The sequence below is a fragment of the Novosphingobium resinovorum genome, assembly GCF_001742225.1.
GTDB lineage: Bacteria > Pseudomonadota > Alphaproteobacteria > Sphingomonadales > Sphingomonadaceae > Novosphingobium > Novosphingobium resinovorum_A.
The window spans coordinates 1152521-1166877 of the sequence record NZ_CP017075.1; the positions used below are offsets into that span (position 1 = coordinate 1152521).

Genomic DNA, 14357 nt, shown 5'->3' on the forward strand with positions numbered 1-14357 from the left:
CACCCCTGCCCCCTCCCGCATGCGGGAGGGCCGGGAAGCGTGGCCCGCAGGGCCTGGCCGGACGGGGTGGGCAGGCCCCGCCCCGTCAGATCAGATCGACTGCCCGGTCTTCGCCCAGTCGGCGAGGAAGCCTTCGATGCCCTTTTCGGTCAGGACGTGCTTGAACAGGCCCTTGATGACCGACGGCGGCGCAGTCATCACGTCGGCGCCGATGCGCGCGGCTTCCAGAACGTGAACGCCGTGGCGCACCGAGGCGACGAGGATCTCGGTCGCGAAGTTGTAGTTGTCGTAGATCAGGCGGATGTCGCTGATGAGCGCCATGCCGTCGAAGCCGTTGTCGTCGTGACGGCCGACGAAAGGCGACACGAAGGTCGCGCCGGCCTTGGCGGCGAGCAGCGCCTGGTTGGCCGAGAAGCACAGCGTCACGTTGACCATGGTGCCTTCGCCGGTCAGCGCCTTGCAGGTCTTGAGGCCGTCGATGGTAAGCGGCACCTTGATGCAGACATTGTCGGCGATCTTGCGGAGGATTTCGGCCTCGCGCATCATGCCCGCGTGGTCGAGCGCGACGACTTCGGCGCTGACGGGGCCGGTGGTCAGCTTGCAGATCTCGGCGGTGACTTCCATGAAATCACGGCCCGACTTGGCGATCAGCGAGGGGTTGGTGGTCACGCCGTCGAGCAGGCCGGTGTCGGCCAGTTCCTTGATGTCGGCGATTTCGGCGGTGTCGGCGAAGAACTTCATGGCGTGCGTATCCCTGCGGCGCCGCGATGGGGGCGGCGATTCTGCGCGCCCCTATAGGCAATGCCGCGCCGGGGTGCCACCCGTGTTGGCATGCGCGCACAACCGGCGTCATCCCAGCGAAAGCTGGGACCGCTGGCCTGTTACGGCCAACGCGCGTTCGAACCCAGCCCCGCCGAGGGTTGGGCTTGGCTCGGCCAGCGGTCCCAGCTTTCGCTGGGATGACGGGGGTTTATCGATTAAATGCCCTTGGCCAGCTTCAACGCCGCGATCAGCGCGCCGTCATTGGTGCTTTCGGGATGCGCGCGGATATCCGCTTCCTGCGCGCCGATCTCGTACCAGATCGCATTGTCCGCCTCGAGCGCCAGGGCATGCGCCGCGTCCGCCATGTTCACGCCGGTCAGCGCATTGACGGCGGTATTGAGGATCGGATCCTCGGCCATGCGCATCACCCGGTCGAGTTCCGGGATCATCGCATTGACGAGGCCGGAGCCCATCGACTGGCGCAGGAACGTCGTCGCCGAAGTATCGCCGCCCCGCAGCAGAGCCAGCGCGTCGGTCACCGTCAGCGAGCGCACCGCATCGTAGACGATCGGCGCCGCGACGCGCGCGCCGTCCTCGGCGATGCGGTTCAGTTCGCGCTGGAGCTTTTCCTTGAACAGCGGCGAGCGGAACACCTTCTGAGCCACCGACCCCGGACGGCCGAACAGCACCGGCATGTTGATGCGGGCGACCTGGCTGTCCCAGAAACCGTCGGGCTGCGTCAGCCGCGCGAAGGCGCGTTGGCTGGAAAGCATCAGCAGGTTCTCGATGATATCGGTGTAGCTGGGCCGCCCGATCGTGGTGCAGCCTGGTAGTGCCATGACGCCCGTAGCCAGAAATCCGGCCAAAACTGCCCGTCGTCCCACTGCCTGCATGCTCGATCCCCCATTCATCTGCGCGTACTCCTTCACGACCCCGTTTGCCCGCGCCTATATGAACGCAGATGCAACGTGTCCGACTCCTCGTCTTCAACGCCGCGCTGGGCGTCCTCGACTATCGCGTGCCGGAGGGAATGACGATCGAATTCGGATCGATCGTCATCGCCCCCCTTGGTCCGCGACAGGTGCTGGGCATCGTCTGGGAACCGGAACGCCTGAACGCGCAGGAAGTGCCTGAAAGCAAACTGAGACCTTTGCTCGGTGTGATGCCCGCGCCGCCGCTGTCGGAGCGGTTGCGGCGGCTGATCGAATGGACCGCCGATTACTACTGCGCCCCGCTGTCGTCAGTGGCGCGCATGACGCTGGGCAGCATGTCGGCGCTGCGCGGCGGCGGCACGACCACCGAATACCGCCTGACCGGCGAGGAGCCCGCCCGCCTTACGCCCCAGCGCGCCGCAGCGCTCGATGCGCTGCAGGGGGAGCAGGGCGCGATCCGAGAACTGGCAGAACTCGCCAGCGTATCGGAGGGCGTGCTGCGCGGCATGGTCGGCGCGGGACTGCTGGAGGCGGTGACGGTCGATCTCGACCGGCCCTATCCCCCTGCCCGCCCGGAATTCGCCGAGCCGAAGCTCAACGACATCCAGCAGCACGCCGCCGACATTTTCGTCGAGGCGGTGAAGGCAAAGAAGTTCGCCCCCTTCCTGCTCGACGGCGTCACCGGCTCGGGCAAGACCGAGTGCTACTTCGAGGCTGTCGCCGAAGCGATACGCATGGAGCGGCAAGTGCTGGTGCTGCTCCCCGAGATCGCGCTGACGGAAAATTTCCTGCGCCGCTTCGAGCATCGTTTTGGGGTGCCGCCGGTGCTGTGGCATTCGTCCTTGAAGTCCAGCGAAAGGCGCCGGGCGTGGCGTGCGGTATCGTTAGGTGCCGCGAAGGTCATCGTGGGTGCCCGTAGCGCGCTATTCCTGCCTTACGCGAATCTGGGCCTGATCGTGGTCGACGAGGCGCACGAAATCTCGTTCAAGCAGGACGACGGGGTGCGCTACAACGCCCGTGACGTGGCCGTGATGCGCGCGAAATTCGAAGGAATTCCGATAGTTCTAGCCAGCGCCACCCCGGCGCTGGAATCGATGCAACTGGCCGAAGCCGGGGTCTATCGCAAGATTGACCTGCCCTCGCGCTTCGGCGGCGCGACATTGCCCGCGATCAACATCCTCGACCTGCGCGAAGAGGCCCCCGAACGCGGCCGCTGGATCGCACCGAGGCTGGTGGAGGCGATGAAGGACCGGCTGGCCAAGGGCGAGCAGTCTCTGCTGTTCCTCAACCGACGGGGCTATGCGCCGCTGACCCTGTGCCGCAACTGCGGCTACCGCTTCCAGTGCCCCAACTGCACGGCATGGCTGGTAGAACACAGGTTTTCCAAGAGGTTAACCTGCCACCATTGCGGCCATGAGACACCCGTGCCGGAAGCCTGCCCCGACTGCGGCACCGGCGACTGCCTCGTCGCCTGCGGCCCCGGGGTGGAGCGCATCGCCGACGAAGTGGCGGAAATCCTGCCCGAAGCGCGCACCGCGCTGGTTACATCGGACACCATGAACACGCCTACCGCGATCGGCGAATTCGTGGCGATGGCGGAAAACAAGGCGATCGACGTCATCATCGGCACCCAGCTGGTGACCAAGGGCTACCACTTCCCCGACCTGACGCTGGTGGGCGTGGTCGACGCCGACCTCGGCCTCGAAGGCGGAGATTTGCGAGCCGGTGAAAGGACTTACCAGCAGATCGCCCAGGTAGCCGGCCGCGCCGGTCGCGGCGAAAAGCCTGGCGAAGTTCTCATCCAGACCCGCCACCCCGAAGCCGCCGTCATCGCCGCCCTGGCCAACGGCGACCGCGACGCCTTCTATGCCGCCGAGACCGAAGCCCGCCGCGACGCCGGGGCGCCGCCCTTCGGGCGTTGGGCCGCGATCATCGTCAGTTCGGAGGATCAGGCCGAGGCGCTATCCGCCGCCCGCGCGATCGGCGGGACAGCGCCGAACCTGCCGGACATGCTGGTGCTCGGCCCTGCCCCCGCGCCGCTCTCCCTGCTGCGTGGCCGCCATCGCTTCCGCCTGCTGATCAACGCGCGCCGCTCGGCGGAACTGCAGAAAACCTTGCGCGAATGGCTCGATCCGCTCGAGTTCCCGCGCGGGGTGCGCGTGAACATCGACATCGATCCCTATTCGTTCGTCTGACCCTGCTTCCAGCGCGGCGGCATGAACTCCCCCTTGCGGTAGGCGTATCTCAGCAGGGCGACGCCTGCGATCGTCGCCACCACCAGCGCCACGCCCGAGGCTTCGAGCCCGAACGCCCCGCCGGTCAGCAGTTCAGGCCCGCTGAGGCGCGTCTCCACCAGCCCGCGCGGCGTCCCTCCCCCGGAAACGGGGATCGACCAGATCCACCCCTGCGTGAAGTTCCAGCCCATGTGCAGCCCGATCGGCGCCCACAGCCGCCGTGTTACAAGATAGGCCGCACCCAGCAGAATCCCCGCCTCGCAGGCGATGGCGAAGGCGGCAAACAAGCTGGCACCGGGATTCATGAGGTGGGCGAATCCGAAGAACGCGGACGTCACCGCCAACGCCGCCCATGTTCCGAAAACTGCCTCGAGCTGGCGCTGGATGACGCCGCGGAACACGGCCTCCTCCACCATACCGCTATAGAATGCGATCCCGAACCAGACCCACAAGTCGCCCGTGCCTCGCAACCCGACGATCGAAAGCCCTCCAAGCAGCGCGACCGCTCCCACGACAAGGCTGAACAGGATCACACCGCCCAGCACGCCCGCTACCAGTTCTCCTCCGGCGCGCCCGGGCCGGACGCCGTCGCGCGGCTCCCGCACGATCCAGCGCTGGAAGGCATGATAAGCCAGCAGTCCGCAAATCCCGACAAGCAAGCCCGAGAGCGCCCGCAGCGGCGAGGAACGATCGATATGAAGCGCATTGATGGCGATGCCCGGCAGGATCGCGCCAAGAGCGACCAGAACCACGCCGATCGGCAGAAGCACTAGTGGATGCGCAAGAAAGCGGCGAAACGGCCCCCGTTTGCCGCGTTCCTGTCCTGCTTCATCGATAGCGTTTGTCATACGGGCCCCCGCTCCTGCACCGAGGCTTGAAGCGGAAGTTTCGATGACTGTCGAGCGGAAGCCGAAAGTCGGTGCCCTTTCGCTGCCCGGCAATTGGAACTTCCCATTTCATCCGCGCAGCTGGTGAACCGGATAACATGGCAAAGTGTCCACCCTGCGGCGACGCGCGACATTCCGCCAACGGGTCCGCACTGCGCGATGCGGTCGAACGACATATCGCATCGGCGGTTCGCCGCGAAAGGACGGCGCCTCAGCTCGAGCCATCGCATAATGGCCAGCATCGCTGCGCCGTCTGCATCGTCCAGAGTAACGCTGCAAAGAAGCACCGATCGGCATCAACGGCCATGCACCGAGGCATCCTTTCGCCCAAGTTCTCCGGCTGTCGGCCGTAATACAACTGGCGGCACGGGCCGGGCCAGACCCTCGATTCGATGGGTCGTCGGAATACTCCGTAGCGAATTCGTGCCCGACATTGCACACTGCATCGCAAGGAGGCTTCCCGCCACTTGCTTTTAAACGGCTTACCTGTCCTTTGTCCCCAGGGTCAAAGGGGCACCTTGCGTTGTAACGGTATCGTCGCTATGCGCGCCCCGTCAGCGGGCTGGGGGAGCACGCGCTGTTGTTGCGTCCCCGACCCGAACCCACCTGCGATGTAAGGATAGGACAGGCGTGGAGAATTCCGGAGGCATCAAGGCCAGCTTGCAGGGACGCTACGCTTCGGCGTTGTTCGATCTCGCGAGCGAGAACGGCTCGGTTTCGGCCGTTGAGAACGACCTCGACAACCTCGGCCAGGCCCTGCGCGAGAGCGACGAGCTTGCCGCGCTGATTCGCAATCCGCAGATCAGCCGCGATGCCGCCGCCAAGGCGATCGAAGCGGTCGCGGGCGTGCTCGGCACATCGCCGCTCACGAAGAACTTCCTCGGCGTTCTGGCAGGCAATCGCCGCCTGTCGGCCCTGCCCGAGATCATCCGCGCCTTCGCCAGCATCGCCGCCGCCCAGCGCGGCGAAGCGACGGCCGAAGTCGCATCCGCCCACGCGCTTTCCGACGAACAGGTCGAACAGCTTCGCCAGAAGCTGGAAGTGCGTGAGGGTCGCAAGGTCAAGATCAAGACCAGCGTCGATCCGGAACTGCTCGGCGGCCTCGTCGTCACCATCGGTTCCAAGCGCATCGACAGCTCGATCCGCACCCGTCTCAATTCGCTCGCCCAGGCCATGAAGGGCTAAGAAAGGCAGAACAATGGATATCCGCGCAGCAGAAATCTCGAAGGTCATCAAGGACCAGATCGCCAGCTTCGGCACCGAAGCCCAGGTTTCGGAAGTCGGTTCGGTTCTGTCGGTCGGTGACGGCATCGCCCGCATCCACGGCCTCGACAACTGCCAGGCCGGCGAGATGGTCGAATTCTCGAACGGCGTGCAGGGCATGGCCCTCAACCTCGAAGCCGACAACGTCGGCGTCGTGATCTTCGGCTCGGACGCCGAGATCAAGGAAGGCGACAGCGTCAAGCGTACCGGCACCATCGTCGACGTTCCCGTCGGCAAGGGCCTGCTCGGCCGCGTGGTCGACGCGCTCGGCAACCCGATCGACGGCAAGGGCCCGATCATTGCCGACAAGCGCGCCCGCGTCGAATCGAAGGCTCCGGGCATCATCCCGCGCAAGTCGGTGCACGAGCCCGTGCAGACCGGCCTGAAGGCGATCGACGCTCTCGTTCCCGTCGGCCGTGGCCAGCGCGAGCTGATCATCGGTGACCGCCAGACCGGCAAGACCGCCGTCGCCATCGACACCTTCATCAACCAGAAGGAAGCGAACCAGGGCGACGACGAGGGCAAGAAGCTCTACTGCATCTACGTCGCCGTCGGCCAGAAGCGCTCGACCGTCGCGCAGATCGTGCGTCAGCTCGAAGAGAACGGCGCGATGGAATACTCCATCGTCGTCGCCGCGACCGCTTCGGAGCCGGCTCCGCTGCAGTACCTCGCGCCCTACACCGGCGCCGCGATGGGCGAATTCTTCCGCGACAACGGCATGCACGCCGTCATCGTGTACGACGACCTTTCCAAGCAGGCCGTCGCCTACCGCCAGATGTCGCTCCTTCTGCGTCGCCCGCCGGGCCGCGAAGCCTACCCCGGCGACGTGTTCTACCTCCATAGCCGCCTGCTGGAGCGCGCAGCCAAGCTCAACGACGAGAACGGTGCCGGTTCGCTGACCGCCCTTCCCGTCATCGAGACGCAGGCTGGCGACGTTTCGGCCTACATCCCGACCAATGTGATCTCGATCACCGACGGCCAGATCTTCCTTGAAACCGGCCTGTTCTACCAGGGCATCCGTCCGGCCATCAACGTGGGTCTGTCGGTGTCGCGCGTCGGTGGTGCAGCCCAGACCAAGGCGATGAAGAAGGTCGCCGGTTCGATCAAGCTGGAACTGGCGCAGTACCGCGAAATGGCGGCATTCGCCCAGTTCGGTTCGGACCTCGACGCCTCGACCCAGAAGCTGCTCAACCGCGGTGCGCGCCTGACCGAACTGCTCAAGCAGAAGCAGTTCTCGCCGCTCGCCTTCGAAGAGCAGACCGTGTCGATCTTCGCCGGCACCAACGGCTACCTCGACGCCCTGCCGGTCTCGAAGGTCACCGAGTACGAGGCCGAGATGCTCAGCTACATGCACTCGGAACATGCCGATGTGCTGGCGCTGATCCGCTCGACCAAGGACTTCGGCGACGAAGCCAAGAGCAAGACCAAGGCCGCGCTCGACGCCTTCGCCAAGCAGTTCGCTTAAGTTAAACCGTCATCCCGGCGAAAGCCGGGATCGCAGGCGGTCTTGAAGCAGCCCTCAACGGCCAAGCGTAAAGACTGCCACCGGTCCCGGACCAGATCCGGGACGACGCAACGAGGAACAACGAGTGGCTTCGCTCAAGGAACTCAAAGGCCGCATCAACTCGGTCAAGTCGACCCAGAAGATCACCAAGGCCAAGCAGATGGTCGCCGCGGCCAAGCTGCGCAAGGCGCAGGCCGCCGCGGAAGACGCTCGCCCTTACGCGGCGCGTCTCGCCGAAGTGATGGGATCGCTGGCGTCGAAGATCACCGTCTCCGATAACAGCCCCAAGCTGCTCGCCGGAACCGGCAGCGACAAGGTGCACCTGCTCGTCGTCGCGAACTCGGACAAGGGCCTGTGCGGCGCGTTCAACTCGAACATCGTCAAGGCGGCCCTCGCCAAGGCGCGTGATCTGCAGGCGCAGGGCAAGGCCGTGCTGTTCTACCTCGTGGGCCGCAAGGGCCGCGCGGTGATCCGCCGCGAGCACCCGAACCAGGTCGCCCACATGTTCGACACCTCGGACGTGCGTAACCCCGGTTACGACGAAGCCGAGCGCGTCGCCGACGAACTCGTCGCGATGTACGAGGCGGGCAAGTTCGACGTGGCGCACCTGTTCTACTCGAAGTTCCGTTCGGCGCTGCTGCAGGAACCGACCGACCAGCAGATCATCCCGGTCCCGGCCCCCAAGGCCGTTGCCCAGACTGCCGACGCGGTCACCGAATACGAGCCCGATGAGGAGGAAATCCTCGCCGCCCTGCTCCCGCGCTATCTGAAGACCCAGCTCTTCGGCGCGCTGCTGGAGAACGCCGCGTCCGAACAGGGTGCGTCGATGACGGCGATGGACAACGCCACGCGCAATGCCGGCGACCTCATCAAGAAGCTGACGATCGTCTACAACCGCACCCGCCAGGCTGCGATCACCACCGAACTCGTCGAAATCATCGCGGGCGCGGAAGCGCTCTAAGAACCGCAGGCTAAGGAAACCGAAATGGCCACTGCACCCGTGCTCAACCTCACCACTACCGGCAAGATCAGCCAGGTCATCGGCGCTGTCGTCGACGTGACCTTCGAAGGCGAACTGCCCGCCATCCTCTCCGCGCTGGAGACCGAGAACAACGGCCAGAAGCTGGTTCTCGAAGTCGCCCAGCACCTCGGCGAGAACACCGTGCGCACCATCGCGATGGACGGCACCGACGGCCTGACCCGCGGTCAGGCCGTCGCCAACACCGGCAAGCAGATCTCGGTGCCGGTCGGCCCCAAGACCCTCGGCCGCATCATGAACGTCGTCGGCGACCCGATCGACGAGCGCGGCCCGATCGGCTCGGACATGTTCTCGCCGATCCACGCCGAGGCTCCCGCCTTCATCGACCAGTCGACCGAAGCGTCGATCCTGGTCACCGGCATCAAGGTCATCGACCTTCTCGCCCCTTACGCCAAGGGCGGCAAGATCGGCCTGTTCGGCGGCGCGGGCGTGGGCAAGACGGTTCTCATCCAGGAACTGATCAACAACATCGCCAAGGGCCACGGCGGCGTCTCGGTCTTCGCGGGCGTCGGTGAACGCACCCGTGAAGGCAACGACCTCTACCACGAGTTCCTCGACGCCGGCGTCATCGCCAAGGACGCCGAAGGCAACGCCACCTCGGACGGTTCCAAGGTCGCCCTCGTTTTCGGCCAGATGAACGAGCCCCCGGGCGCCCGCGCCCGCGTCGCCCTGTCGGGTCTGACCATGGCCGAATACTTCCGCGACCAGGAAGGCCAGGACGTCCTGTTCTTCGTCGACAACATCTTCCGCTTCACGCAGGCGGGTGCAGAAGTGTCGGCTCTCCTTGGCCGTATTCCTTCGGCCGTGGGCTACCAGCCGACCCTGTCGACCGACATGGGTGCGCTGCAGGAGCGCATCACCTCGACCACCAAGGGTTCGATCACCTCGGTCCAGGCGATCTACGTTCCCGCGGACGACCTTACCGACCCGGCGCCGGCCGCCTCGTTCGCGCACCTTGACGCGACGACCACGCTGAACCGCGCCATCTCGGAGCTGGGCATCTACCCGGCCGTCGACCCGCTCGACTCGACCTCGCGCGTTCTCGAGCCGCGCATCGTCGGTGCCGAGCACTACCAGACTGCCCGCCGCGTCCAGGAAACCCTGCAGAAGTACAAGTCGCTGCAGGACATCATCGCCATTCTCGGCATGGACGAGCTGTCGGAAGAGGACAAGGTCACGGTCGCCCGCGCCCGCAAGATCCAGAAGTTCCTCTCGCAGCCGTTCCACGTCGCGGAAGTCTTCACCGGCATCTCGGGCAAGTTCGTCCAGCTGGAAGACACCGTGAAGTCGTTCAAGGCCGTCGTCGACGGTGAGTACGACCACCTGCCGGAAGCCGCGTTCTACATGGTCGGCGGCATCGACGAAGCGGTCGAGAAGGCCAAGAAGCTGGCGGCGGACGCCTGATATGCCCCTGCACTTCGAACTCGTCACGCCTGCGAAGCTGGTCCGTTCCGAGGACGTCCACATGGTGGTCGTCCCCGGCACCGAAGGCGAGTTCGGCGTGCTGGCGGGCCACGCGCCCTTCATGTCGACGATCGCCGATGGCGCCCTGAAGGTCTACAAGACCGAGAACGGCGCGCCCGAGGAAATCCGCATCACCGGCGGTTTTGCCGAAGTGGGTGACGCGGGCCTGACCGTGCTGGCCGAGCACGTCGAAGGCTGATCTTCGCGGATAGGCAAACGCAAAGGGCGTCGCCGGGAAACCGGCGGCGCCCTTTGCGTTTGCTCCACGCACCCCGCTCATCCTGAGCTTGTCGAAGGATGGGAGGCACAGCACCACGCCTCAGGAGGCTTCGACAAGCTCAGCCTGCGCGGGGTTGGAAGCTGGGTTTTATCGCCCCACCTTGCGAAACGTCCACTGCACCGGCTCGTTGTCGGCATTCGCCAAATGGTAAGACTTTCTTGACTATGAAGCCCCGTGAATTTGCGGGGATTTCGATGGCGGGCATGAGGATGGAGGCACCGGATGCCGGACGCGTGGGACGCCTTGCACGCATCGTCGCCGACAGCCGCCTTGCCCAGTTCACTTGCCTGCTCGCCTTTGCTGCCCTCATCCGCTGCCCGGCATGGGGCGAGTGGAATTTCGGCATCGACGACCAGTTCTATGCCCTCGTCGGCGAGCGGCTGGCCAAGGGCGACCTGCTTTACGTCGATATCTGGGATCGCAAGGGGCCGCTACTCTACCTGATCTTCACGGCGATCGCTCTCGTCTCGCCAACGATGCTGGCCTACCAACTGGTGGCCACGCTCTCGGCGGCGCTGGGGGCCTACGGCGTCAACCGCATCGCCCGGATGATCGCAACGCCGGGCAGCGCGATGCTCGCGGCCCTCTCCTATCTCGCGCTGCTCAGCCGCTTCGAGGGCGACAATCTGGAAGCGGGAGTCTTCTTCAACACGCTGATCATCGCTGCGGCATGGCTGCTCCTCTCGCGCTTCGATCGCTTGCGCGAAGGGCGCATCGACGCAGGGTTGCTAACAGGATTCTTCTGCGCCGGGATGGGAATCGCGATCAAGCAGACGGTGGCGCTGGAAGGCGCGCTGTTCGGACTGACGGCGATCCTGTTGCTCGCCCGGAGCGGCCGATCCGTCATCGGCGTCGCCTGGAGGGCCGGGCTGCTGGCGCTCGCAGGTAGCCTGCCGATGCTGGCGACCGGGCTGTTCTACTGGATGGACGGGCACTTTGCCGACTTGTGGAACGCGATAGCCACCTCCAACTTCGCGCGCGGCTATGCCGACCCGGCTATCCGGGTGCAGCGGATTTTCACGATGGCGGGGATGCTGGGCATTCCAATGGTCTTCTCCGGGATCGGGCTCCACGCGCTGCACCGGCAGCGAGAGCAACGCCCCATCGCGCGATTGGTCGCGCTCTGGGCATTCGTCGCGCTGGCGCTGATATTCTCGTTCCCCAACATCTACGTGCATTACGCACAGTCGGCGCTCGCACCGCTGGCGATCCTGTGCGCCGGGTACTTCGCGCATCGCCGCCCGGTCTGGCCGGGCCTCATCGCGGTGGTCGGGCTGAGCCTTGCCTTGTCCGGCACCTTCCACTTGCACGACCGCTGGCGTGCCCGGCCCGCTGCCGCAGCGCTGGTCGGCTACGTCGATAGGGAGACGCCGCAGAAGCGCCTCCTCGTATGGGGCGCGCCGAACTATCTCTATGCCAAGATCGGCGCCGATCCGGTCAGCCCGCTCGCCTTTTCGCCGCATCTCTACGAGGGGCGCGAGTGGACCGGCCTCGACGAACGGCGCGAAGTGCGCCGTATCCTCGCCGCCCGTCCGGAGACCGTGGTTGCGCAGACGCCCCTGCCCTCCTCGCCGCTCAACGAGGCAACGGTGGCGATGGTCGATGCCTATACCCGCACCTGCCGCAAGCAGCGCCGTTTCACGATCTACGATCATAACGGCGAACAGGTGCATACGGTGTTCTTCGCCTGCGCCGGATAGCGCGTTGCGTCCTCGTTCAGCTTCGCTAGGTTAGCGCGCCGGGAAAGGAGAGCACCCATGTCCCCCAAAGCCTTCATCGCCCCCGTAGCCATGGCCATGACGCTGGCCGCCTGCGCCACGCAGACCCCGCCTGAAGCCGCCCCGCCCCCTGCTGCGGAAGTCGAACCGACCTGCGGCGCCGATCAGTTCGCCAGCTATGTCGGCCAGCCCGCCACCGATGCCACGATCGCCGCCATCCAGTCGAAGCGCGGCGACAAGCCGATCCGCGTGATCAAACCCGGCATGGCGGTAACGATGGATTACCGCGCCGAACGCCTCAACGTCGACGTGGACGAGAGCGGCGCGATCAAACGCTTCTACTGTTCCTGATCCCGGCGCAATATTCGGCAAGCCCACCTCGGCGACGGCGCGCGAAATTGCGCCGCCGTCGCCGCATTGCCTCTTTACACGGCGCGCGCGCGTGCCCATAGGCGAGGGCATGACCCTTCTGCTCGGCCTTACCCTGCGACTTATCCGCCCTTGGGCGTGAAGTAGTGCGTCGGCCTGCGGCGCGCTCGGCGCTCAAGGGGACCTGAACCGACATTGCCTGCAGACGAATTACCGAGCGAGAATACCCCCATGACCATGCTGAAAGACCCTTCGGTCAAGTATCGCCCCTTCCCGCAGATCGACCTGCCGAACCGCCAGTGGCCCTCGCAGGTCATCACCAAGGCGCCCCGCTGGCTCTCCACCGACCTGCGTGACGGCAACCAAGCGCTGATCGACCCGATGGGCGCGGAAAAGAAGAGCCGCTTCTTCGACCTGCTGGTGAAAGTCGGCCTCAAGGAAATCGAGGTCGGCTTCCCGAGCGCGGGCGCGACCGAGTTCGACTTCATCCGCGGCCTCGTCGATCAGGATCGCATCCCCGAGGACGTGCTGGTGCAAGTGCTGACCCAGTCTCGCCAGGACCTGATCGAGCGTACGTTCGAGAGCCTGGCTGGCGTGCACGCGGGCATCGTCCACCTCTACAACGCCGTCTCGCCGCTGTGGCGCAATGTCGTGTTCGGCATGGAACGGCATGAAATCCGCGGCATTGCGGAAACCGGCGCGAAGATCATGCGCGATCAGGCGGCGAAGTACCCGCAGACCAAGTGGCACTTCGAATACTCACCGGAGACGTTCTCTACCGCCGAACTCGATTTCTCGATCGAGTGCTGCGAGGCGGTGATGGAAATCCTGCAGCCCACGCCCGAGAACCCCATCATCCTCAACCTGCCCGCGACGGTCGAGGCGGCGACGCCGAACATCTATGCGGATCAGATCGAGTACTTCTGCCGCAACCTGCCGAACCGCGATGCGGCGGTGATCTCGCTGCACACGCACAACGATCGCGGCACCGGCGTCGCGGCGGCGGAACTGGGCCTGATGGCCGGCGCCGACCGCGTCGAGGGCTGCCTGTTCGGCAACGGCGAGCGCACCGGCAACTGCTGCCTCGTGACCGTGGCGATGAACATGTACACGCAAGGGGTGAACCCGGAGCTGGACTTCTCGGACATCGACGACGTCATCCAGACGGTAGAATACTGCAACCAGCTCAAGGTGGCCGAGCGTCATCCCTACGGCGGCGAACTGGTCTTCACTGCGTTCTCCGGCTCGCACCAGGACGCGATCAAGAAGGGTTTCGCCGCGCAGGAGAAGCGCAACGACCAGATCTGGTCGGTGCCTTATCTCCCGATCGACCCCGCCGATCTGGGTCGCAGCTACGAGGCGGTGATCCGCGTCAACTCGCAGTCCGGCAAGGGCGGCTTCGCCTGGGTGATCGAGCAGGACCAGGGCCTCAAGCTGCCCAAGCGGATGCAGGCGCACTTCTCCAAGCACGTACAAGAGCTGGCTGACGAACTCGGCCGCGAACTGCAGGCGGGCGACATCTGGGACGTGTTCCAGAAGGCCTACCGCCTGAGCGGCGAGCAGCGCTTCCAGCTGATCGACTGGGATGAGGCCAAGGGGCCGGACAACACCCGCGTCTTCGCGGGCAAGATCGGCGTCGAGGGCAAGGAGCAGTCGGTGTCCGGCAAGGGCAACGGCCTGATTTCCTCGGTCACGGCGACCATCGCCGAGAGCTTCGGCGTCAGCCTCGACGTCAAGGACTATGCCGAGCACTCGATGGGCAAGAGCACGGACGCCCGCGCCGCAGCCTACGTCGAATGCGCCCTGCCCGACGGTCGCACCGTATGGGGCGTGGGCATCGACGAGGACGTCGCCACCGCCAGCGTGCGCGCCGTTCTGAGCGCCGCCAACGCGGCCTGATCCCTT

Annotated in this window: 12 protein-coding genes; 9 read left to right on the forward strand and 3 right to left on the reverse strand. The window is 65.5% G+C overall.

The window, feature by feature from the left end; translation table 11 throughout:
* Window positions 1–90: 90 nt before the first annotated feature.
* Both fsa and BES08_RS05265 read right to left on the reverse strand, forming a co-directional pair.
* Complete coding sequence (fsa, locus tag BES08_RS05260) at window positions 91–741, reverse strand: fructose-6-phosphate aldolase (RefSeq protein ID WP_008830036.1); 651 nt, start codon at window positions 739–741, stop codon at window positions 91–93.
* Between the two features lie 236 nt (window positions 742–977).
* A complete protein-coding gene (locus tag BES08_RS05265; RefSeq protein WP_008830035.1) occupies window positions 978–1601 on the reverse strand; it encodes a DUF4197 domain-containing protein in 624 nt (207 codons plus the stop codon).
* A gap of 122 nt (window positions 1602–1723) precedes the next feature.
* Between BES08_RS05265 and BES08_RS05270 the strand changes: the two genes are divergently transcribed.
* Window positions 1724–3889, forward strand: coding sequence for a primosomal protein N' (locus BES08_RS05270; protein ID WP_008830034.1), 2166 nt, complete (start codon window positions 1724–1726; stop codon window positions 3887–3889).
* Here BES08_RS05270 and BES08_RS05275 read toward each other — a convergent pair.
* The gene (locus tag BES08_RS05275; RefSeq protein WP_008830033.1) at window positions 3874–4776 is read right to left on the reverse strand and encodes a CPBP family intramembrane glutamic endopeptidase; all 903 of its coding nucleotides are present in this window, start codon (window positions 4774–4776) and stop codon (window positions 3874–3876) included. The two genes, BES08_RS05270 and BES08_RS05275, sit on opposite strands and share 16 nt — an antisense overlap.
* A 669-nt stretch (window positions 4777–5445) precedes the next feature.
* Here BES08_RS05275 and BES08_RS05280 point away from each other — a divergent pair.
* The 8 genes from BES08_RS05280 to leuA all read left to right on the forward strand — a co-directional run bounded on the left by BES08_RS05280 (window position 5446) and on the right by leuA (window position 14351).
* A complete protein-coding gene (locus tag BES08_RS05280; protein WP_008830032.1) occupies window positions 5446–6000 on the forward strand; it encodes a F0F1 ATP synthase subunit delta in 555 nt (184 codons plus the stop codon).
* Between the two features lie 13 nt (window positions 6001–6013).
* Window positions 6014–7543: a F0F1 ATP synthase subunit alpha gene (atpA, locus tag BES08_RS05285; protein ID WP_008830031.1), complete on the forward strand. Its 1530-nt coding sequence runs from the start codon at window positions 6014–6016 to the stop codon at window positions 7541–7543.
* 124 nt (window positions 7544–7667) lie between these two features.
* Entirely contained in the window at window positions 7668–8543 is an 876-nt protein-coding gene (locus tag BES08_RS05290; protein ID WP_008830030.1) for a F0F1 ATP synthase subunit gamma, read from the forward strand.
* A gap of 24 nt (window positions 8544–8567) precedes the next feature.
* Window positions 8568–10025 carry a F0F1 ATP synthase subunit beta gene (gene atpD, locus BES08_RS05295; protein WP_008830029.1) on the forward strand — a complete coding sequence of 486 codons (1458 nt, stop codon included), beginning with the start codon at window positions 8568–8570 and terminating at the stop codon, window positions 10023–10025.
* A gap of 1 nt (window position 10026) precedes the next feature.
* Entirely contained in the window at window positions 10027–10284 is a 258-nt protein-coding gene (locus tag BES08_RS05300) for an ATP synthase F1 subunit epsilon (protein WP_007682679.1), read from the forward strand.
* A gap of 275 nt (window positions 10285–10559) precedes the next feature.
* Complete coding sequence (locus BES08_RS05305; RefSeq protein WP_008830028.1) at window positions 10560–12065, forward strand: glycosyltransferase family protein; 1506 nt, start codon at window positions 10560–10562, stop codon at window positions 12063–12065.
* Window positions 12066–12122: 57 nt separating this feature from the next.
* Window positions 12123–12434 carry an I78 family peptidase inhibitor gene (locus BES08_RS05310; protein WP_008830027.1) on the forward strand — a complete coding sequence of 104 codons (312 nt, stop codon included), beginning with the start codon at window positions 12123–12125 and terminating at the stop codon, window positions 12432–12434.
* 249 nt (window positions 12435–12683) lie between these two features.
* On the forward strand, window positions 12684–14351 hold the full coding sequence (gene leuA / locus BES08_RS05315; protein WP_008830026.1) for a 2-isopropylmalate synthase: 1668 nt from the start codon (window positions 12684–12686) through the stop codon (window positions 14349–14351).
* Window positions 14352–14357 lie beyond the last annotated feature (6 nt).